Origin of the sequence: Microlunatus spumicola (assembly GCF_039536445.1) — a bacterium.
Lineage (GTDB): Bacteria > Actinomycetota > Actinomycetes > Propionibacteriales > Propionibacteriaceae > Microlunatus > Microlunatus spumicola.
This window is the reverse complement of record NZ_BAAAYR010000004.1, coordinates 590,204-610,725: the sequence shown is the minus strand read 5'-3', so window position 1 is coordinate 610,725 and position 20,522 is coordinate 590,204. Positions and strand designations below refer to the sequence as shown.

The window sequence follows — 20,522 nt, the reverse complement described above, 5'->3', positions numbered from 1 at the left end:
CCGAGTGTGCAAGGCCCTCGCTGTCAGCACGCTGAGAGCCGGGGCCGGAGGGCGAGCGGTGACACTGGTGCCCATGCGTCTGCTCCTGGTCGACGACGAGTCGCGCCTGACCGCCGCCCTGCGCAAGGGCCTGACGGCGGACGGGTTCGCGGTGGACGTCGCGTCCGACGGGGTCGAGGGGCTCGAGCGGGCCGGGCAGGAGCCGTACGACGCAGTGGTGCTGGACGTCATGCTGCCGGGGCTCTCGGGCTACGAGGTGGTCCGGCGGCTGCGGGCGGCGGACAACTGGGTGCCGGTGCTCATGCTCTCGGCCAAGGACGGGGAGCACGACCAGGCCGACGCGCTGGACGACGGGGCCGACGACTACCTGACCAAGCCGTTCTCGTACGTGGTGCTGCTCGCGCGGATCCGCGCGCTGCTGCGGCGGGGTTCGGTGGCCCGGCCGGCGGTGCTGCGGGTGGGGGAGGTGCGCCTCGACCCGGCGAGCCGCGAGGTGGACGTGGCCGGGGCGCCCGTCGAGCTGACCAGCCGGGAGTTCGCGCTGCTCGAGTACCTGGCGCGCCACGCGGGCCGGGTGCTGACCAAGACCGAGCTGCTCGACCACGTCTGGGACGCCGCGGCCGAGACCGCGCCGAACGCCGTCGAGGTCTACGTCGGCTACCTGCGGCGCAAGATCGGGGCCGAGCGGCTGCTCACCGTGCGCGGCGCCGGCTACCGGCTGGTGGGGTAGGGCGTGCGGGCCCGGCGGAGGCGCAGCCTCGGGCTGCGGACCCGGCTGCTGGTCATCGGCCTCACCGGCGTCGCCCTCGCGCTGCTCGTCGCCGGCTCGGGCTTCTACCAGGCGCTGACCGTGTCGACCGACCGGACGCTCGACCGGGAGGCCCTGTCCAGCGCGCACGAGGTCGCCGCGCTCGTCGACGACGGGCGGCTGCCCGAGGCGCTGCCGACGTCCGGCGCCCAGCTCGTGCAGGTGGTGGACGCCTCCCAGCGGGTGCTCGCCGCCTCGCTCGGGGCCGACCGCCTCGTGCCCGTGCTCGACCCCGACCAGCTGCGGGCGGCCGTCGCCGGCGAGGCCGTGCTGGTGGACGGGGCGCGCTTCGGCTCGTCCGGCCCGCTGCGGGTCCGGGCGGTCGCCGCCGGCCCGGCCGACGCACCGGTCTCGGTGATCGTCGCCGTCCAGGTCGGCGACGTGCTCGCCGCGCGGACCGCGTTGCGGACCGGGCTCCTGGTCGTGTTCCCGGTGGTGCTGCTCGTGATGGCCGTCGTGGCCTGGGTGGTGATGGGGCGCACCCTGCGCCCGGTCGAGCAGCTGCGGGCGGGGGCGGAGCGCATCGGCGCGGGTCCGGGCGACCGCGGCGGGGCACGGCCCGACCCCGACGCGCGCCTGCCCGTGCCGCCCGCCGCCGACGAGATCCGCGCGCTCGCGCTCACGCTCAACGGGATGCTCGACCGCCTGTCCGCCGCCCGGGAGCGCCAGCGGGCGTTCGTCGCCGACGCCGCGCACGAGCTGCGCAGCCCGCTGGCGAGCATGCGGGTGCAGCTCGAGGTGGCCGAGCGGCTGGGGGAGGGCGGCGAGCTGCCCGCGGAGCTCGCACCCGAGCTCGCCCGCCTTTCCGCGCTGGTCGAGGACCTGCTGCTGCTCGCCCGCAGCGGCGCCGACTCGCCTGTGCCGGCCCACCCCGAACCCGTCGTCGTCGGGCCGCTGCTCGTCGACGTCGCCACCGACGTGCCCGGCCGGGAGGGCGTACGGGTCGAGGCGGTGCGTCCGGACCGGGACTTGACGGTGTCCGCCGACCCGGCCGAGCTGCGCCGGGTGCTCGTCAACCTCACGACCAACGCGATCCGGCACGCGCGCTCGCAGGTGCGCCTCGACGTCGCGGCCGGGCCCGACGGCCGGGTGGTCCTGCGGGTCACCGACGACGGCCCGGGCATCCCCGTCGCCGACCGGGAACGGGTCTTCGAACGCTTCGCCCGGCTGGACGACGCCCGCAGCCGGGACGCTGGTGGCACCGGGCTGGGCCTGCCGATCGTCGCCGAGCTCGTCGCCCGTGCGGGCGGGACGATCACGCTGACCGACGCCCCCGAGGGCGGCCTGCGCGCGGAGGTGCGCCTCCCGGCCCGGTCCGACCCGGCGGCCTGACCCGCTCCTCGACGTCGGCATGCTCCACGGGCTCCGTGACGGGCGGGACGGTTGTTACAACTCGGTACGAACCCGGGCGTTCTCTTGTGGTCCTCTCCACGGCGTGTGCAGCATGAACCCCAGCAGCACCCGTCGAAGGGGGTCGTCATGACGTCAGGTCACGAGGGTTCGTCCCGGCGCTCGATCGAGGTCGCGCCCCTGCAGTCGCACGGGTCGCTCTACGGGTTCATGCTGCTCGGCCGCTGGCCGGACGACACCGTCGAGTGGGCCAAGTTCCTCGTGCTGGCCGTCCGGATGGCCGCGGTCCCGGGCCTGCTCGGCGCGAGCACGGTGTTCCGGGTCCGCGAGGAGCTGCCCGAGGACCCGCAGCCCGGCGCCGTCGGGCTCGTCGTGGCCGAGGGCTCGCTCGTCGGCGCCAACCCGCTCCGGCCGGGGCAGTTCGCGGACCCGGCCCCGCCCGGGCTGATCGTCCTGCACCCGCCGAAGAGCACGATCGGCAGCGTCCCCGAGTACGAGGTCGCCTCCGGCTGCGTGTTCCTGCCGGGTCTGCCGCACCTCGGCCTCGACCACCGCGCCGCCTGGGTCCAGGCCGACGTGGACGGCACGGTCACCCAGCTCGTCAGCCGCAGCGGCGTCGACCCCTCGGGCAACGCCGACACCGCCGCCCTCGCGCTGCTCCTCGCCGCCTGAGGGTCGCACCCGCCAGAAATTCGACGCTGTCCCGACCTGGGCCGCCCTAGGATCTGCCCACGTGGGACACGTGGAGCTGGCCGGCGTCGGGTACGACCTGCCCGACGGGCGGCCGCTGCTCGACGACGTGTCGTTCCGGGTGGGCGACGGGGCGGTGGTCGCCCTCGTCGGGCCGAACGGGGCGGGCAAGACCACGCTGCTGCGGATCGTCGCCGGTGACCTCGACCCCACGAGCGGGACCGTCACGCGGAGCGGCGGGCTGGGCGTCATGCGCCAGTTCATCGGCTCGATCCGCGACGCCACGACGGTCGCCGAGCTGCTCTTCTCTCTCGCTCCCGAGCGGCTGCGCGCCGCCCACGCGGCGGTCGACGCGACCGAGCTGGAGCTGATGGAGGACGACACCGAACCCGTCCAGATGCGCTACGCCACCGCGCTGTCCGAGTACGCCGACGCCGGCGGCTACGAGGCCGAGGTGCGCTTCGACTCGTGCTGCACCAACGCGCTCGGGATCCCGTTCGACCGGGCCCGCTACCGCGAGGTCCGCACGCTGTCGGGCGGCGAGCAGAAGCGGCTCGCCCTGGAAGCCCTGCTCTCCGGGCCCGACCAGGTGCTGCTGCTCGACGAGCCGGACAACTACCTGGACGTGCCGGGGAAGCGCTGGCTGGAGGCGCAGCTGCGTGCGACGCCGAAGACCGTGCTCATGGTCAGCCACGACCGCGAGCTGCTGGCCGAGTCCGCGACCTCGGTCGCCGCGCTCGAGCTCGGCGCCGTCGGCAACACGGTCTGGGTGCACGGCGGCGGGTTCGGGACGTTCGCGGGTGCGCGCGCCGACCGCTCGGCCCGGCTGGAGGAGCTCCGGCGTCGCTGGGACGAGGAGCACCAGAAGATCATCGACCTCGTCCAGATGTACAAGGTCAAGGCCGAGTTCAACGACGGGCTGGCGAGCCGGCTGCAGGCCGCGCGGACCCGGCTGGCCAAGTTCGAGGAGGCCGGCCCCCCGCAGGCCATCCCGCTCGAGCAGAAGGTCTCGATGCGGCTCTCCGGCGGGCGGACCGGCAAGCGGGCCATCGTGGTCGAGGACCTCGAGCTGACGGGGCTGATGCGCCCGTTCAGCACGGAGATCTGGTTCGGCGACCGGGTCGGCGTGCTGGGGTCGAACGGGTCGGGCAAGTCGCACTTCCTGCGGCTGCTCGCGCTCGGCGGCAGCCTCCCGGACCGCGAGCACGAACCCGTCGAGTGGCTCGACATCGCGCCGGTCGCCCACACCGGCCAGGCCCGGCTGGGCGCCCGCGTACGACCGGGCTGGTTCGCGCAGACCCACGCCCACCCCGAGCTCGCCGGCCGCACGCTGCTGGAGGTCCTGCACCGCGGCGACGAGCACCGGGCGGGGATGGGGCGCGAGCTGGCGTCGCGCAAGCTCGACCGCTACGAGCTCGCGCACGCCGCCGAGCAGCGCTTCGAGTCGCTGTCCGGCGGTCAGCAGGCCCGGTTCCAGATCCTGCTGCTCGAGCTGTCCGGCGCGACCCTGCTGCTGCTCGACGAGCCCACCGACAACCTCGACCTCGCCTCGGCCGAGGCCCTGGAGCAGGGGCTCGACGCCTTCGAGGGCACGGTCGTGGCGGTCACGCACGACCGGTGGTTCGCCCGGAGCCTCGACCGCTTCCTGGTGTTCGGCTCCGACGGCGGCGTCTACGCCTCCGACGAGCCCGTGTGGGACGAGACCCGGGTGCAGCGGACCCGCTGACCCGGGGCACCGACGTCCGCAGGCGTCAGCGACCTCCCGGCGGCGCACCCCCCGCGAACCCGCCCGCCCCGGCACCACCGCCGAACGCCCGCGCGCCCTGGTTGGCGCTCGTCGTCGGCAGCGCGGCCGTGGTGTCGGCGAGGACGAGGACCTGGCCGGGCGTGAGGCCGTCGACGACCTGGATCGTGCTCGTGCCGACCACGCCGATCGTGACCTGCTTGCGGGTGACCGCGCCGCCGGCGAGGACCTGGACGGTGCCGGTCGTGCCGTTCCGGGTCAGGGCCGAGACGGGGACGACGGTCGTGTCCTTCGCGCTCGCCACCGTCACGGCCGCCGAGGCCGTGGCCCCGGTCGGCAGCGTGCGTGCCGCCGTCCCTGACGCGGTCACCGTGACGGGATAGCTGGTCGTGGTCGAGGACGCGTCGGGCAGCAGCCCGCGCTGGCTCACCCGGCCCGTGGCCGCGCCGCCGCCCGGGGTGGTGAGGGCGACGCGCTGTCCGACGGCCAGGAGCCGGTACGACGCCTCGGGCACGGACATCTGCACCGAGACCGCCCCGCTCCCGACCACGGTCACCCCGTCGCTGCCCGTCACGGCGTCGCCCTTCGCGAAGGGCAGCGCCGCCACCACGCCGCTGATCGGCGCGGTCATCGTCGCCGCCTCGAGCTGCGCCTGGGCCGTGTCGAGCGCGAGCTGGGCCTTCGTCACGGCCGCGTCGGCGGAGGCGACCGTCGTTGTCTGACCGCTCCGGCCGGTCGTCCCGCTGGTAACGCCCGTCCCGCTCGTGCCGGTCTGGCCGCCGCCGGACGTGGCCGAGGTGCCCGAGCCGCTTCCGCCGGACCCGGACCCTGAGCCACTCGAGCCAGAGCCGGAGCCGCCGTAACCCGCGCCGCCCGAGCTGCTCGATCCGCCCGAACCGCCCGAACCCGAGCCGCCGGAACCCGAACTGCCCGAGCCGCCGCCCGAGCCCTGGCCGCCGCTCGACGCGGCGGTGACGAGCGCGTTCACGGCGGTGTCGTACGCCGTCCGCCGCTCGGCGTCGGACTGCTGGGTCTGCTGCAGCGTGACCACCGCGGCGATGCAGCGGGCGATCGTCCTCGGGTCGGCCGAGGCGACCGGCGAGGCGGTGACCGTGGGGCTCGCGCTCGGCGTCGTGGTGAGGGTCGGCGTCGCGCTGGGTGTCGGGCTCGCGGTCGCCGTCGGTGAGGCCGAGCCGGTCGGCGTGGTGCCGGGCGTCGGGCTCGTCGCGGGGTGCGTGGGGGTGGCCGAGGCGCTCGGGCTGGCCGAGCCCGACGCCGACGGGGAGCCGGACGGGCTCGGGGTGACCGAGAGCCGCAGGCAGGCCTTCTGCTGGGCGGCCAGCTGCTCCGCGGCCAGGTGCTCCGTGCGGTCGAGCGCGGCCTGCGCCTCGACGACGTTCCGCGCGAGGGTCGGCAGGGACGTGGCCGGCAGGGTGCCGCCGCCTCCGGAACCCGAGCCCGCTCCGCCTCCCGAACCACCGCCTCCCGAACCACCGCTCCCCGAACCACCGTTCCCCGCTCCGCTGGTCGGGGTGGGAGTGGCCGTCGGCGTGGGCGTGGCCGTCCGCGTGGGGGTCGGCGAGGGCGAGGCGCTGGCCGAGCGGGTGGGGGTCCCGCCGGACGGGGCCGTTCCGGTCCGGCCCGCCGCGGAGGAGCCGTCGCCCCCCGATGCGCCCTCGGGCGAGCCGGCCGACCCGCCGGACGAAGCGCCCGACGCCGCGGACGCGGTCGCCGAGGCGCTGGCGGAGGCGTCCGCCGCGTCCTGCGCCTCCTGCAGCGCGAGCCGGGCGTCGGCCAGGGTCTGCTCGGCCTGGAGCTCGGCGGCCTTCAGCGCCGTGCCGTCGATGCTGGCGAGGTCGTCGCCGGCCTCCACGTGGTCACCGACCGCGACGTCGACCCGGGTGACCGTGCCCGAGGCGGGGAAGGTGGCCGTCGCCTCCTTGACCTGGGCGACGGTGCCGCTGCCGGCGTACGTCTGGACGACGGAGCCGGTGCCGACCGTGGTCGTGGCGTAGCGGCCCGCCTCGGCGCCCGACGCGGTCCCCGCGCGGACGGCGAAGAACGCGACCACGGCCAGGACCAGGACGGCGGGCACGCCCCAGCGCAGGCCGCGGCGCAACGCGTGGCCGTCAGCCATGCGTGGTGCTCCCACCGGCGGGCTGCCCCTGGCCGGCCTGCCCGCCGCCGCGGCCCCCGGCGAACGTCGCGCACGTCCCTTCGGCCGTCGGCGCGCTGAGCCGGACCGTCCTGGCCGTCAGCGCCCCGGTCCCGCTGGTCGTGCCGTTGGCGGTGGCGCACCGGCCGACGGTCGCGTCGGCGGCGCTCGCCTTCGCGACCTCGGACCAGGTCGTCGTCGCGGCGGTCGTCACGGTGACGTCGCTGGTGGTGGTGCCGCCACCCGGCTCCGTCGCCGCGACCACGAAGGTCGAGCCGTCGACGGAGGTGACCCTGCCGCTGGTCCCGCGCCCCCCGAAGCCGCCCGTGCCCGACCCCGCCGCGCCCGACGGTGCTCCCGACGGCCTCGCCCCGGACGGCGTCCCGGACGGGCGCCCGCCGCCCGCACCGCCCAGGACGCCCGTGCAGGCGCCGTCCACGGCGGGGCTGAGCGTCACCGACGCCGCGGCGACGGTCGTGCCCGGCGACGCGGAGGCGTCGGCGCTGCGGACCGTCGCGCACAGGCCCGTCTTCAGCGCGGACGCGCTCGCCTTCTTCGTCTCGGTGAAGGTCGTCGCGCCCGTCCACGTGACGGCCGTCTGCTCGGAGGTGCTCTGCACCTGCAGGGTCTTGCCGGACACGGAGGCGATCAGCCCTGACACCCCGGGCTGGCGCTGACCGCCGGCGCGCTGGCCCGTGCCGGTCCCGCTGGTGGGGTCGGCCCCCGCGGTGCTGCCGCCGGACCCGCTGCAGCCCGACAGGGTCAGGGCGAGGCCGGCGGTGAGCGTGGCGACGAGCAGCGCCGGACGGGTGAGCGGGCGCAGGCGGCGGGCGAGGGTGGCGGACACGGTGCTCCTGAGGTCGTACGGGGGGAGGGTGGGGGAAGCGGCGTCGCGGAGGACGAGCCGGCGTCAGTCGCTCCGCAGGGCGTCGATGGGCGCGAGCCGTGCGGCGCGCGAGGCCGGGTAGACCCCCGCGACGACGCCGACGGCCAGGGCGACCCCGAGCGCGCCGAACGAGGCGGGGAGCGAGATGGTCACGGGCTGGTCGATCAGCGACGGCAGCAGCCAGGCGCCGAGGTAGCCGGTGCCGAGCCCGAGGACGCCGCCGGCCAGGCTGAGCAGGCACGCCTCGGCCAGGAACTGGCTGCGGATCAGCGACGGCGGTGCCCCGAGCGCCTTGCGCAGCCCGATCTCGCGGATCCGCTCCGAGACCGAGACCAGCATGATGTTCATGACGCCGATGCCGCCGACGAGCAGCGAGATGCCGGCGACGCCCGCGAGGAGCACGGTCAGGGTCTTCGACGTCGCCGTCGCGGCCTGGACGAGGGACTGCTGGCTCGTGATCGCGAAGTCGACGCTGCTGACCGCGCCGGCCCCGGTCCCCGCCGTGGTGGTCGCGCCGGTGCCGTGCCGGGTCGCCAGGGCGGCGTACGCCTCCTGGTAGGCGGCGGACAGCCGTTCACCGGACGCGCCCTCGAGGTAGATCGACGACACCGAGCCCGCCGTCCCGGAGCCCAGCACCTGCTCGGCCGTGCTCATCGGGGTGACCGCGAGGTCGTCCTCGTCGGTCGTCCCGCTGGACCCGCTCGCCGCCAGGACGCCCACGACGGTGAAGGCCGTCCCGCCGAGCGTGACCGTGCTGCCGACGCCGGACCGCAGGCCCAGCTCGGACACCGTGGTGTCGCCCAGGACCAGCACGTGCGCCGCGGTCGTCTCGTCCGCCGGGGTCAGGAAGCGGCCCGCGCTGAGCGTGCGCGCCCGGACGCCGAGCCAGTCGGGCGTGGTCGCGGTGACGGTGGTCGTCCAGGTCGTGGTGCCCTGCGTGAGCACGCTCGACGTGGTCCTGACCGGCGCCACGTGCGCCACGTCGGGGGCGACGGCCGGGTCGGCCAGCGCCTGCGCGTCGGCGAGGGTGAGCGTCGTGGCCGTGCCGCGCCCGGCCCGTACGCCGCCGGTCGTCGAGCTGCCGGGGGAGACGACGAGCAGGTTGCTGCCGAGGCTGTCGATCTGCTCCGCGACCTTCTGCTGAGCGCCCTGGCCGAGGCCGACGGTGAGCGTGACGGAGGCGATGCCGATCCAGATCCCCAGCACCGTGAGCAGCGAGCGCATCCGGTGCGTGCGCACGGACTCGAGCGCGATCCCGAGGGTCTCCCCGCCCCGTACGCGGGGGGCGCGGGACGGAGGGCCGCTCATGCGTCCACCGCCGCCGCGTCGTCGAGGTGCACGACGCCGTCGCGCACCGTCACGGAACGCTCCGCCGCGGCCGCCACCTCGAGGTCGTGGGTGATCAGCACGATCGTGCGTCCGGACGCGTGCAGCTCGTCGAGCAGCCCCATGACGTCCTCGCTGGAACGGGAGTCGAGGTTGCCGGTGGGCTCGTCGGCCAGGATCAGCGCGGGGTCGGTGACCAGGGCGCGGGCGATCGCCACGCGCTGCTGCTGACCGCCGGAGAGCTCGCTCGGCCGGTGGTCGACGCGCCCGGCCAGGCCCACCCGGCCCAGCGCCTGCTGCGCCCGCTCCCGACGTTCGGCACGGCCCACCCCGGCGTAGACGAGCGGCAGCTCGACGTTGCGCCAGGCCGAGAGGGTCGGCAGCAGGTTGAACTGCTGGAACACGAAGCCGATCCGCCGGTTCCGGACGGCCGCCAGCTCGGCCTCGGAGAGGTCCTCCACGTCGACCCCGTCCAGCTCGTAGCGCCCGGAGGTCGCGACGTCGAGGCAGCCGAGGATGTTCATGAGCGTCGACTTGCCGGAGCCGGAGGGCCCGATCACCGCGACGTACTCGCCGCGGTCGATCCGCAGCGAGACGCCGCGCAGGGCGTGCACCTCCGCGGCGCCGGTCGCGTACGTCTTGCTGACCTCGTCGAGGAGCACGACGGCCTCGGCCTCGGCCGCCGCGGTCCCGGCAGCCGGCGTCTCGACGCTCACCGGGTCCCCCCGCCGGTGCCGCCCGTGCCGCCCGTACGGCCGGTGCCGGTGCCGGTGCCCGTGCCGGTCCCGCCGCCGACGAGGCCCCCGCCGCCGAACCCTCCGCCCCCGGTCCCGCCGCCGTAGCCGCCGTACCCGCCGGTCCCCGTGGCGGTCCGGCCGGACGCGGTTCCGCCGGGCGTCCGGGCGGCGACGGTGACGACGACCTGGTCGCCCTCGGCGAGGCCCTTCGTCACCTCGGTCGTGGCGCCGTAGCTGGTGCCGAGCGTGACGGGCGTGGGCACCTTCGCGGTGCCGACGAGCCTGGTGACCACCGTCTGGCCGTTGGCCGTGGAGACCGCGGCGGTGGGCACCGTCAGGACGTCGTCGCGCTGGCTGACGATGATCGACACCGTGGCCGAGGCGCCGGCGTACAGGTCCTTGCGGGTACCCGTGACGGCGACCGTGACCGGGAAGGTCGCGGTCCCGCCCATGGTGGTCGTGCCCGTCCCGGTCCCGCCGGAGGTGCCGGTCGAGGCCATCACGGCGACCGACGAGACGGTTCCGAAGACCGTCGCGGTCGACCCCGCGGTGGTGATCTGGGCCTGCAGGCCCTTCTTGACCTTGGCGAGGTCGGCGCTGCCGACGGCGGCCGACACCGTGTAGCGGTCGGTCGAGATCACCGTGACTGCCGCGGTCGTGCCCGACGAGGCGCTCCCCGAACCGCTCGACCCCGAGCCCGACGAGCCCGAGCCCGACGACCCCGAGCCGGACGACCCGGAACCTACGGTGTCGCCCTTGGCCACGCCCACCTCGGCGACGGTCCCCGCGAACGTGGCGCGCAGCTTCGCGGCGTCGAGCGCGGTGTCGGCCGTGGAGACGGCGCTCTCGTCGGTCGCGACCTTGGCCTTGGCTGCGTTCAGCTCGGCCGTCGTGCTGGTGGTGTCGTCCTCGGCGGTGGTGAGGTCGTCCCGGGCCGACTCGAGCTCGGCCTGCGCGGCGTCGAGGTCGGCCTGCAGGTCGTCGTCGTCGAGGGTCGCGAGCACGTCGCCCTTCGCCACCGAGTCGCCCACGGCGACCTCGACCGAGGTCACGGTGCCGCTCGCGCCGAAGGTCAGGTCGGCGCGGCGGGCGGGCTCGACGGTGCCTGTGGCGCCCACGGTCTCCTTGACCGTCTCCCGGCTCGCGGTCACGGTGCGCTCGGTCGCCGCCGGGGTCGAGGTGCCGCGGGTCAGGCCCCACGCAAGGGCGCCACCACCGCCGACCAGGACCAGCGCCACCACCGCGACGACCAGCCAGCGGCGCCGGGGGTGGGCGTTCGTCGGTCGGGCTCGGCGCACGGTCGCGTCCTCGTTCTGCTCGTGAGGCGCGGTGGCCTCAGGGGTTCACGAGGATCGTGCTGAGCCCGGCTATGCAACAACTGGCGCAGGCCTGTGCCGGCGCTGTGACGCCTCCGCCGTCAGGGCGCGACGACGAGCTCGACCCCGGCCTCGACCAGCGCGGCGGCGAGCGACGGCGGCGGGGCGGCGTCGGTGACGAGGTAGTCCGCGGCGCCGAGGTCGGCGATCTGGGCGAAGAGCCGGCGCTCGAGCTTGCTGGAGTCGGCGAGGACCGCGACCCGCTCCGAACGGTGCATCATGTCGCGCAGCATCGCCGCCTCGGCGAGGTTGCTCGTCCAGTAGCCGCTGCCCTCGCAGACCGAGCCGACCCCGACGAGGGCCAGGTCGGCCTGGATCCGGGGGTCCGGCGTCTCGGCGCCGTCGGGGAAGCCGACCGGGCCGACCGTCGCCTGGGCGGCGAGCCGGACGGAACCGCCGAAGACGTACAGGTCGCGGACGGACGCCGGCGCGAGCTCCGCGGGGAGGCGCAGGCTGTTCGTGGCGACGGTCAGCTCGCGACGCTCACCGAGGTGCCGGGCGAGCGCCAGCGTCGTGGTCCCGGCGTTGACCATGAGGACCATCCCGTCGGCGACGAGCGCGGCCGCCGCCGCGCCGATCCGGTCCTTCGCTCCCGCCTGCATGCGGGTCCGGACGTCGAGGCCGAACTCGGGCCGGGGGGAGGCGGCCTGGCTCACCGCGCCCCCGTGGGTCCGGATCAGGTGGCCGTCCGCGTCGAGGGAGTCCAGGTCCCGGCGGATGGTGTCCACCGACACCTCGAACCGCTCCGCCAGCCGGGCGACCGACGCCTCGCCGACCTCCGCCACGTACGCCGCGAGCTCGGCCTTGCGGCCGGCCGGGAGCCGGCGGGTCCCCTCCGGCGCCTGGGTCACGGGCCACAGGCTAGCCAGCGCGAGCCGCGGACGCACGCAGAGAACGGCACGAGCCCAGGCGGACGCCCGCCTTGACCGCCAGGATCGACGCCGAGTAGCGTCCGAAGAAGCCGGAAGAAAGCGGCACGAAACCGCATGTTCGTGCAACGAGAGGGTCCCTGTCGCCGGCTGCCCCGCACCCGAAGGAGAACCCGTCCGTGCTGCTCAACGGCCGCGACCTGCTCGACGTCGCCAACCGGCACGGCTTCGCCGTGCCCGCCTTCAACATCAGCGACTGGGCGATGCTCGAGGGCGTCATGCAGGTCAGCGAGGAGGAGCACGCGCCGGTCATCGTGGCGATCCACCCGGACGAGCTCAGCCACGTCGGTGTGGACCTGCTGCCCGCGGTCCTGGCCCGGGCGGGGCGCTCGACGGTGCCCGTCACGGTGCACCTCGACCACGGGGCGACGTACGAGCAGGTGCTGACGGCGATCCGCGCCGGCTTCACGAGCGTGATGATCGACGGGTCCCTGCTGCCGTTCGACGAGAACGTGGCGCTCACCAGGAGGGTCGTGGAGACCGCGCACGCCGTGGGCCTGTCCGTGGAGGGCGAGCTCGGCACGATCGGCCGGACGGACGGCTACGCCGAGAGCGGCACCGACGACATCGTCTACACGCAGCCCGACGAGGCCGCCCGGTTCGTCGCCGAGACCGGCGTCGACAGCCTCGCGGTGGCCGTCGGGACGAGGCACGGGATCTACCCCGCCCACCTCGCGCCCGCACTGCGGCTCGACCTGCTCGCCGAGATCAAGGCGGTCGCGCCGCTGCCGATCGTCCTGCACGGCGGCTCGAACAACCCCGACGACGAGATCACCCAGGCGGTCACGCTCGGCGTCAACAAGATCAACATTTCCTCGGACATCAAGGTCGCCTACCACGACAAGCTGCGGGAGGTCCTGCTGGACCGGGCCGAGCGCGAGCCGAACACGATCCAGCCCCCGGCCGTCCGGGCGATGAAGGTCGTGGCCGCGCAGAAGATCGGCCTGTTCCGGGCCGCGGGCAAGGCGGCCCTCTACTGACCGAGCGGCGACGACCGCCCGCCGACGCGTCCCGCGTCCTGCTGGGCCTGGGGAACACCCTCGACCTCGAGCTGGTCTGGGACGGCGACGTCGTGACGGACCTGGCGACGCGGCACGGCGTCGGGTCGGTGCCGACGGCCGGCGCGGCCGACGTCCACGACGAGCGTGACCTCGTCCGTACGCTCCTCGCGCACCTGGCGGCGGGCACGGGCGGCGAGCACTTCGTGGCCTCGACCGACGTCCTCCTGGCGTTCGCCGGGCGCTTCGCGGGCCGGGCGACCCTCGGCGGCACGAACCTGCGCGCGGGCCTGGCCATGCGGGCGCTCGGCCGGGCCTCCACGGTGCACCTCGTCAGCACCGGCGCGGTGACGTCCGCGCTGCTGCCCGCGGACCTGGCCGTCGTCACCGGCGCGGGGGAGGACACGTACGACCCGCACGTCGTCGTCCAGTTCACCGCCGGCGCCGAGGTACGGGTGGGCGGGCGCCGGGTCGTCGCCCCCGCGGCGAACCGCGTCATCTACGTCAACGACCGGCCCAACCGCGAGCTCATCGTCGCCGAGCGCTTCGGCGACGCGGCCGCCCGCGCCGACGTCGTGCTGGTCTCCGGGTTCAACGCGGTGCGTGACCGCGCGACGCTCACGCGGCGGGTGGCGGACGTCCGCCGCCACCTCGCCCGCCGCAGGCCCGGCGCGCTCGCCGTGTACGAGCACGGGGCGTTCCACGTCGGGAGCCTCGCCGACGTCATGCGGCGGGAGCTCGGTCCGGCCGTCAACGTCTGGTCCTGCAACGAGGACGAGCTGCAGGAGCAGCCGGGGAGCGCCGTCGACCTCGGGTCCCCGCGGCAGGTCCTCGAGGCGGTCCGGCGGACCCACGCCACCGTCGGGGCGGGGACGCTCGTCGTGCACACGCGCTCCTGGGCGCTCGCTTTGGGCGGTGACGCCCGTGCGCGGCGCGCGATGCTCGACGGCGGGACGGACCTCGCCGCCGCCCGGTACACGCACGGGGACGCCGTCACGCCGGCGCTCCTCGCGGAGGTCGTCCGGCGGCCCCGGCAGCCGGCCGGTGCCCGCTTCGTCGCCGCCCTGGAGGACCTGGCGCCGGGCGAGGTCACGTGCCGCGCCGCGTACGACCTGGACGTGGGCGTCCCGACCACCGTGGGGCTGGGCGACGCCTTCGTCGGTGGGCTGGTGGCGGCGCTCGCCGACCGGGCCGCCGCGTCGGCCGGTCCCTGACGACCGGTCCACGCGCCCGGGGACGGCGACGGCCCGACAGGCTGGAGAGCCTGCCGGGCCGTCGGCCGGGTCCTGCTGCTAGCGGTCCGCCATCGGCACGAAGTCGCGGCTGCGGTGGCCGGTGTAGATCTGCTTCGGCCGCGCGATCTTCTGCTCCTTGTCCTGCACGAGCTCGGCCCACTGGGCGAGCCAGCCCGGGGTGCGGCCGATCGCGAACAGCACCGTGAACATCTCCGGCGGGAACTGCAGCGCCTCGTAGATGAGGCCCGAGTAGAAGTCGACGTTCGGGTAGAGCTTGCGCTTGACGAAGTACTCGTCCTCGAGCGCGATCCGCTCCAGCTCCTGGGCGATCTCGAGCAGCGGGTTGACCCCGGTGACCTCGAAGACGTCGTCGCAGGCCTTCTTGATGATGGTCGCGCGCGGGTCGAAGTTCTTGTAGACCCGGTGCCCGAAGCCCATCAGCTTCTCCTTGCCGGCCTTCACGCCCTCGATGAACGCGGGGATCTGGTCGACCGACCCGATCCGGCGCAGCATCTTGAGGACGGCCTCGTTCGCCCCGCCGTGCAGCGGGCCGTAGAGGGCGCCGATGCCCGCGGCGACCGCGGAGTAGGGGTCGACCTGCGAGGAGCCCACCGAGCGCACCGCGTTGGTCGAGCAGTTCTGCTCGTGGTCGGCGTGGAGGATCAGCAGGATGTCGAGGGCCTTGACCAGCCGCGGGTCGGCGGCGTAGGTCGGCTCGCTCATCTTGAAGAGCATGGCGAGGAAGTTCTCGACGTAGGACAGCCGGTTGTCGGGGGTAGACGTACGGCTTGCCCTGCGCGTGGCGGAAGGCGAAGGCGCCGAGCGTCGGCATCTTGGCGATCAGCCGGGTGATCTGCAGCTGACGGTTGTCGACGTCGGCGATCTTGACCGCGTCGGGGTAGAAGGTCGACAGCGCGCTCACCGACGACATCAGCATGCCCATCGGGTGCGCGTCGTAGCGGTAGCCCTGCATGAGCTGCTTCACGTTCTCGTGCAGGAAGGTGTGGATGGTGATCTGGTGCACCCACTCCTCGAGCTCGGCCTCGGTGGGCAGCTCGCCGTTCAGCAGCAGGTAGGCCACCTCGAGGAACGTCGAGTGCTCGGCGAGCTGCTCGATCGGGTAGCCGCGGTACTCGAGGATCCCCGCGTCACCGTCGATGTAGGTGACCGCGCTGCGGCACGAGGCCGTGTTCACGAAGCCGGGGTCGTAGGTCGCGAGACCCTCGCCGGCGGCGCTGATCTGCTTGAGGTCGGCGGCGCGGATGGTGCCGTCGGTGATCTGGAGCTCGTAGGTCTGCCCGGTCCGGTTGTCCGTGACGGTCAGGGTGTCGCGGCCGCCGCTGCCGGCGGGGCCCGTGTCGTCGCTGCCCTCCGGACCCGGGTCGTCGACCCCGGCGGGCGTGGGGTCGTTCGGGACGTCGAGGGCGGGCTGCTGGGGCTTGAGGTCCAGGGCGGCGTCGGTCGTGGACACGTCGGTCATGCGCCCCAATGTAGAAGGACGTCCGACTATCGGAGAAGGGCGGTGGGCGCCGTGCGGGGGTGATTACCACCACCTCCGGTCGTGGTTCGTGGAGGTCGGTCGCGCACGCCCGACCCGCACGCCGGGCGCGGCGGGGACCGTGGCCGTCCCCGGACGGCGCCCCGCGGGTCTCCGGGCGTGGCATCCTGGACGCCCGTCCGGCGGGTCGTCCGCGGCCCGGTCACGACGTGCTCCCCGTGTGGTTTTGACCGGCCCCGGAGAGCGCGGGTAACCTGATGGGTCGTTGCGTCCGCGCACGTGTTCGAGCCGTGCCCGGCCTGGTGCCCAGGGGACGCGCGAGCACGACCGCACCGCCACGAACCGCACGTACGAACGATCGATCCACCCACTGATCCGAGAGCTGGTCCACGACCTTGTCCCCGAACGACAACAAGACGTTCAGCCCGAAGCCAGGTGACCTCACGAGGGACTGGCACGTCATCGACGCGTCTGACGTCGTGCTGGGGCGCCTCGCCGTCCAGGTCGCCACGCTGCTGCGCGGCAAGCACAAGGCGACCTTCGCGCCGCACATGGACGGGGGCGACTTCGTCGTCGTCGTCAACGCGTCGAAGATCTCCCTCGGTGGCAGCAAGGGGACCGACAAGATGTACCACCGCCACTCGGGCCGCCCGGGTGGTCTGAAGTCGATCCCGGCCGGTGAGCTGCTCGCCCGCGACCCGCGCAAGGTCGTCGAGCTCGCGGTCTGGGGCATGCTCCCCAAGAACCGGCTCAGCCGTCAGCTCATCAAGAAGCTCAAGGTCTACTCCGGCCCCGAGCACCCGCACTCGGCCCAGCAGCCGCAGGCGTTCGCGATCACGCAGGTCGCCCAGTAGCACCCCCGGTCGGCGCCCGCGCCGACCAGCCGAAGTACCGACCGCACCACCGAGCTTCTCTAAGGACCTGACAACGTGACCGACACCGTCACCGAGATCGCCCCCATCAGCGAGGGCGACCGCGAGATCGCCTACCGCTCCGAGGCCAACCCGGGCGCCACCGGCTCGGGCAACCGCCCCGCCGTCGTCGCGCCCGCCGGCGCCACCGGCCGTCGCAAGGAGGCGATCGCCCGCGTGCGCATCGTCCCGGGCAGCGGTCAGTGGACCATCAACGGCCGCGACCTCGAGAACTACTTCCCTAACAAGATCCACCAGCAGATCGTCGAGGAGCCCTTCGGCACCGCGGCCGTCAGCGGCTCGTACGACGTCATCGCGCGCATCCACGGCGGCGGCGTCACCGGCCAGGCCGGCGCCCTGCGCCTCGGGATCGCCCGCTGCCTCAACTTCGTCGACGAGGAGGCCAGCCGCCCGGCCCTGAAGAAGGCCGGCATGCTGACCCGCGACTCGCGGATCAAGGAGCGCAAGAAGGCCGGTCTCAAGAAGGCCCGCAAGGCTCCGCAGTACAGCAAGCGCTGATCATCTCGCGTCCGTCCACTGTGCCGACGCTCCTTCTGGCACGCTGACCCCGTGGGGCGTCTCTTCGGCACCGACGGGGTGCGCGGTCGTGCGAACGACGAGCTGACGGCCGAGCTGGCGCTGGACCTCGCCGTCGCCGCCGCCCACGTGCTGGGCGAGGCGGGGGAGTTCAGCGGCCACCGGCCGTTCGCGGTGGTGGGTCGCGACCCGCGCGCCTCCGGGGAGTTCCTGGAGGCCGCGGTCGTGGCCGGCCTGGCCAGCGCCGGGGTGGACGTCGTCCGGCTCGGCGTGGTACCGACGCCGGGCGTCGCGTTCCTCACCGGCCAGCAGCAGGCCGACCTGGGCGTGATGCTCTCGGCGAGCCACAACCCGATGCCGGACAACGGGATCAAGTTCTTCGCCCGCGGCGGCGTCAAGCTCGACGACGTCGTCGAGGACGCGATCGAGGGCCGCCTCCGGGAGACCTGGGCGCGCCCCACCGGCGGAGGCGTCGGGCGCGTGCGCGACGACCACTCGCTGGTCGAGACCTACGTCGCCCACCTGGTCAACAGCGTCGGGACCCCCGTCAGCCTGCACGGCCTCAAGGTCGTCCTCGACTGCGCGAACGGCGCGGCCTTCGTGGCCGGGCCGGCCGCCTTCGAGGCCCAGGGCGCCGAGGTCGTCCGCATCCACGCGACGCCCGACGGCCTCAACATCAACGAGAACTGCGGGTCCACGCACATGGACTCGCTGCGTTCCGCCGTCCTGGAGCACCACGCGGACCTCGGCATCGCCCTCGACGGCGACGCCGACCGCTGCCTCGCCGTGGACGCCGACGGACGGATCGTCGACGGGGACCAGATCCTCGCCGTGCTCGCCCTGGCCATGCACGAGGACGGCCGGCTCAAGAACGACACCGTCGTGGCCACGGTGATGAGCAACCTCGGCTTCCTGCACGCGATGCGCCGTTCCGGGATCCAGGTCGAGCAGACCGCCGTCGGCGACCGCTACGTCCTCGAGGCGATGAAGGCCGAGGGGCACACGCTCGGGGGCGAGCAGTCCGGGCACGTGATCATGTCGGAGCACGCGACGACCGGCGACGGGGTGCTCACCGCCCTGCACCTGGCCAGCCGCATGGTGACCACGGGCCGCACGCTCGCCGACCTCGCCGCCGTGATGCACCGGCTGCCGCAGGTCCTGGTGAACGTCCCCGGCGTCGACAAGGCCCGGGCCGGCACGGACCCGGGGCTGCTCGCGGCGGTGGCCGAGGCCGAGGCCGAGCTGGGCGACCAGGGTCGGGTGCTGCTGCGGCCGTCGGGGACCGAGGCGCTCGTCCGCGTCATGGTGGAGGCCGAGTCGTACGACGTGGCCGACGCCGTGGCGCAGCGCCTCTCGGACGTCGTCCGGGTGCAGCTCACCCTGTGACCGAGCAGGGTGCGGCGCCGCCGGCTCGGGGCCCGCGACGTGGCTGGCTGCGGCTCGGCCCGTCCCTGCAGCGCCGGGTCAGCCGCTTCACCCTGCTGATCGTCGCGCTCGCCGTCCTCCTCACCGGTCTCGGCGGCTACCTCGCGACCCGCATCTCCGTGAACAGCGCGGTCGACTCCGTCCTCGCCTCGGTGTCGGACACCGCCCTGCGCGCCCTCGGCCCGACCCCCGACGACGCGGCGGTCACCCGCTTCCTGGCGAGCACCAGCGAGTTCGACGACGACATCGTGACGGCCGTGGTCCGGGCCGACGGTCAGGTCGTGCGGGCGCCGGACGCCGCGGTCGTGGAGGTGGGCAGCCGCGACGTCGCCGTGGCCGCCGGGCGCAGCGCCTCGACCACGCACATGGCGAGCACCGGGACCGGGGCCGCCTACCGGGTGCACGTCGTCCCGATCGGCGAGCGACCCGGGCTCGCGCTGTTCGTCGCCCGACCGATGGCCGGCGCCCAGCAGATCCTCCAGGCGCTGACCCTGGCCCTCAGCCTCTTCGGCCTGCTCGCGGTCGTCGCCGCCGGCATCGTCGGGCGCCGCGTGGCCCGGGCCGGCGTGGCGCCCGTACGGGAGCTCACGGCGGCGGTCGAGCAGCGCGCGGCGCAGGACGACCTCCAGCCGGTCCCCGTCGACAGCGACGACGAGATCGGTCGCCTCGGGATCGCCTTCAACCACCTCCTCGACACGGTCCAGGTCTCGCGGGCGCGGCAGGCCCGGTTCGTGGCCGACGCGGGCCACGAGCTGCGGACGCCGCTGACGAGCATGCGGACCAACATCGAGCTGCTCACCGCCGACGCGGAGCACGCGATGCTGCCGCCGGGCGACCGGGTGCTGATCATGCGTGAGGTCCGGACCCAGCTGATGGAGTTCTCCACCCTGGTCTCCGACCTGATCGGGCTGACCCGGGAGGACCGGAGCTACGCCCAGCTCGAGGAGGTCGACCTCACCTCGGTGCTCGAGGAGGCCGTCGACCGGGTCAGCATGCGGGCCCCCGGCCTCGGGTGGGCCGTCCAGCTCGACGAGGTCCGGCTCCAGGGCGACGCGGACCTGCTGTCGCGGGCGTTCACCAACGTCCTCGACAACGCGGTCAAGTACTCCCCGCCGGGCGGCACGATCTCGGTGACCCTGGCCGACGGGGAGGTGCGGATCAGCGACGAGGGGCGCGGCGTCAGCAAGGAGGACTCGCCCTTCGTCTTCGACCGGTTCTTCCGCTCCGAGGCGTCCCGGGCCACCCCGGGCACCGGGCTCGGCCTCTCCATCACCGACTCCGTCGTCCGCCAGCACGGCGGGCGGGTGGCGGTCACCGACGCCCCGGGTGGCGGCGCCTCCTTCGTGCTGACCTTCCCGAGCGCCACGGCGCGGACGAGCGCCCCGCGCTAGCAGGGCCGGACCGGCCGGGCCCGACGGCCGACCTCAGGACCCGGTGACGGCCTGGAACACCCGGGCGACGCCCGGCAGCACGTCGAGCGCGGCGAGGACGAGGGCGACCACGCCCAGCACCAGCGACAGCAGCAGCCAGAACACGAGCACGCCGAAGGCGCCGAAGAAGCCGGCCTTGAACGCGGTGCCGGCGCTCAGCCGGCTCTGCGGGGGGAGCGGGCCCTGCTCGTGCGCCATGGCCCCACCGTAGCCGCGGGTCCCCCGGCCGGGGCCCGGAACACGGCACCGCCTGCGGCGCCCGGAGGAGCTCGTCCGAGCTCCTCCGACCTGCCCGCGAGCGGGGGAGCGCGTCCCGGCCGACTCCCCGTCACCGGCCGGTCCGCGCGTCCCGGACCTCAAGAGCCAGGGCGGCGGCCGCTGATACCTCCGTCGACCTGCGCCAGATCGGCCGATTTTCGGACGGCTTGACCGGTGCGTATTATTATCGTCCTCGCTCGTAACGAGCGATCTCCGGCAGCCCTCGGGC

General features: G+C 74.6%; 17 protein-coding genes and 1 pseudogene. 10 read left to right on the top strand and 8 right to left on the bottom strand.

The window, feature by feature from the left end; all coding sequences use genetic code 11:
* The first annotated feature begins 73 nt into the window (after window positions 1–73).
* From ABD665_RS15735 to ABD665_RS15720, 4 genes are all read left to right on the top strand, one after another.
* Window positions 74–730, top strand: a complete 657-nt coding sequence (locus tag ABD665_RS15735) for a response regulator (RefSeq protein ID WP_204913558.1) — start codon at window positions 74–76, stop codon at window positions 728–730.
* A gap of 3 nt (window positions 731–733) precedes the next feature.
* Complete coding sequence (locus ABD665_RS15730; RefSeq protein WP_204913557.1) at window positions 734–2,140, top strand: ATP-binding protein; 1,407 nt, start codon at window positions 734–736, stop codon at window positions 2,138–2,140.
* A 147-nt stretch (window positions 2,141–2,287) separates the two neighbouring features.
* Window positions 2,288–2,830: a peptidase gene (locus ABD665_RS15725; protein WP_204913556.1), complete on the top strand. Its 543-nt coding sequence runs from the start codon at window positions 2,288–2,290 to the stop codon at window positions 2,828–2,830.
* A gap of 61 nt (window positions 2,831–2,891) precedes the next feature.
* Entirely contained in the window at window positions 2,892–4,574 is a 1,683-nt protein-coding gene (locus ABD665_RS15720; RefSeq protein WP_204913555.1) for an ATP-binding cassette domain-containing protein, read from the top strand.
* A 25-nt stretch (window positions 4,575–4,599) separates the two neighbouring features.
* On the opposite strand, the gene ABD665_RS15715 is transcribed toward ABD665_RS15720, so the two are convergent.
* The 6 genes from ABD665_RS15715 to ABD665_RS15690 form a co-directional block, all read right to left on the bottom strand.
* Entirely contained in the window at window positions 4,600–6,729 is a 2,130-nt protein-coding gene (locus ABD665_RS15715; RefSeq protein ID WP_204913554.1) for an efflux RND transporter periplasmic adaptor subunit, read from the bottom strand.
* Window positions 6,722–7,594: a DUF5666 domain-containing protein gene (locus ABD665_RS15710; RefSeq protein WP_204913553.1), complete on the bottom strand. Its 873-nt coding sequence runs from the start codon at window positions 7,592–7,594 to the stop codon at window positions 6,722–6,724. The genes ABD665_RS15715 and ABD665_RS15710 overlap by 8 nt, the downstream gene beginning before the upstream one ends.
* 63 nt (window positions 7,595–7,657) lie before the next feature.
* Window positions 7,658–8,941: an ABC transporter permease gene (locus tag ABD665_RS15705; protein WP_204913552.1), complete on the bottom strand. Its 1,284-nt coding sequence runs from the start codon at window positions 8,939–8,941 to the stop codon at window positions 7,658–7,660.
* Complete coding sequence (locus tag ABD665_RS15700) at window positions 8,938–9,675, bottom strand: ABC transporter ATP-binding protein (RefSeq protein WP_344742507.1); 738 nt, start codon at window positions 9,673–9,675, stop codon at window positions 8,938–8,940. The genes ABD665_RS15705 and ABD665_RS15700 overlap by 4 nt, the downstream gene beginning before the upstream one ends.
* Entirely contained in the window at window positions 9,672–10,994 is a 1,323-nt protein-coding gene (locus tag ABD665_RS15695) for an efflux RND transporter periplasmic adaptor subunit (RefSeq protein ID WP_344742506.1), read from the bottom strand. Before ABD665_RS15695 ends, ABD665_RS15700 begins: the two co-directional genes overlap by 4 nt.
* Before the next feature lie 119 nt (window positions 10,995–11,113).
* The gene (locus ABD665_RS15690; RefSeq protein ID WP_204913551.1) at window positions 11,114–11,923 is read right to left on the bottom strand and encodes a DeoR family transcriptional regulator; all 810 of its coding nucleotides are present in this window, start codon (window positions 11,921–11,923) and stop codon (window positions 11,114–11,116) included.
* A gap of 197 nt (window positions 11,924–12,120) precedes the next feature.
* On the opposite strand from ABD665_RS15690, the gene ABD665_RS15685 reads away from it, so the two are divergent.
* Together ABD665_RS15685 and ABD665_RS15680 are read left to right on the top strand one after the other, a co-directional pair.
* A complete protein-coding gene (locus ABD665_RS15685) occupies window positions 12,121–12,981 on the top strand; it encodes a ketose-bisphosphate aldolase (protein WP_204913550.1) in 861 nt (286 codons plus the stop codon).
* On the top strand, window positions 12,978–14,213 hold the full coding sequence (locus ABD665_RS15680) for an ADP-dependent glucokinase/phosphofructokinase (RefSeq protein WP_204914993.1): 1,236 nt from the start codon (window positions 12,978–12,980) through the stop codon (window positions 14,211–14,213). The genes ABD665_RS15685 and ABD665_RS15680 overlap by 4 nt, the downstream gene beginning before the upstream one ends.
* Window positions 14,214–14,291: 78 nt before the next feature.
* Here ABD665_RS15680 and ABD665_RS15675 read toward each other — a convergent pair.
* Window positions 14,292–15,558 (bottom strand): annotated as a pseudogene (locus tag ABD665_RS15675) (citrate synthase).
* 569 nt (window positions 15,559–16,127) lie between these two features.
* On the opposite strand from ABD665_RS15675, the gene rplM reads away from it, so the two are divergent.
* From rplM to ABD665_RS15655, 4 genes are all read left to right on the top strand, one after another.
* Window positions 16,128–16,586, top strand: coding sequence for a 50S ribosomal protein L13 (rplM, locus tag ABD665_RS15670; protein ID WP_204913549.1), 459 nt, complete (start codon window positions 16,128–16,130; stop codon window positions 16,584–16,586).
* A gap of 75 nt (window positions 16,587–16,661) precedes the next feature.
* Window positions 16,662–17,162 carry a 30S ribosomal protein S9 gene (gene rpsI / locus ABD665_RS15665; RefSeq protein WP_204913548.1) on the top strand — a complete coding sequence of 167 codons (501 nt, stop codon included), beginning with the start codon at window positions 16,662–16,664 and terminating at the stop codon, window positions 17,160–17,162.
* 51 nt (window positions 17,163–17,213) lie between these two features.
* Window positions 17,214–18,566: a phosphoglucosamine mutase gene (gene glmM / locus ABD665_RS15660; RefSeq protein ID WP_204913547.1), complete on the top strand. Its 1,353-nt coding sequence runs from the start codon at window positions 17,214–17,216 to the stop codon at window positions 18,564–18,566.
* A complete protein-coding gene (locus ABD665_RS15655) occupies window positions 18,563–19,996 on the top strand; it encodes an ATP-binding protein (RefSeq protein WP_204913546.1) in 1,434 nt (477 codons plus the stop codon). Before glmM ends, ABD665_RS15655 begins: the two co-directional genes overlap by 4 nt.
* A 33-nt stretch (window positions 19,997–20,029) precedes the next feature.
* Here ABD665_RS15655 and ABD665_RS15650 read toward each other — a convergent pair whose 3' ends face one another.
* The gene (locus ABD665_RS15650; protein WP_204913545.1) at window positions 20,030–20,233 is read right to left on the bottom strand and encodes a hypothetical protein; all 204 of its coding nucleotides are present in this window, start codon (window positions 20,231–20,233) and stop codon (window positions 20,030–20,032) included.
* Window positions 20,234–20,522: the final 289 nt, after the last annotated feature.

Coding starts and splice junctions, on each gene's coding strand:
- ABD665_RS15735 (WP_204913558.1), top strand. CDS start 74: ATGCGTCTGCTCCTGGTCGACGACGAGTCGCGCCTGACCGCCGCCCTG.
- ABD665_RS15725 (WP_204913556.1), top strand. CDS start 2,288: ATGACGTCAGGTCACGAGGGTTCGTCCCGGCGCTCGATCGAGGTCGCG.
- ABD665_RS15715 (WP_204913554.1), bottom strand. CDS start 6,729: ATGGCTGACGGCCACGCGTTGCGCCGCGGCCTGCGCTGGGGCGTGCCC.
- ABD665_RS15705 (WP_204913552.1), bottom strand. CDS start 8,941: ATGAGCGGCCCTCCGTCCCGCGCCCCCCGCGTACGGGGCGGGGAGACC.
- ABD665_RS15650 (WP_204913545.1), bottom strand. CDS start 20,233: ATGGCGCACGAGCAGGGCCCGCTCCCCCCGCAGAGCCGGCTGAGCGCC.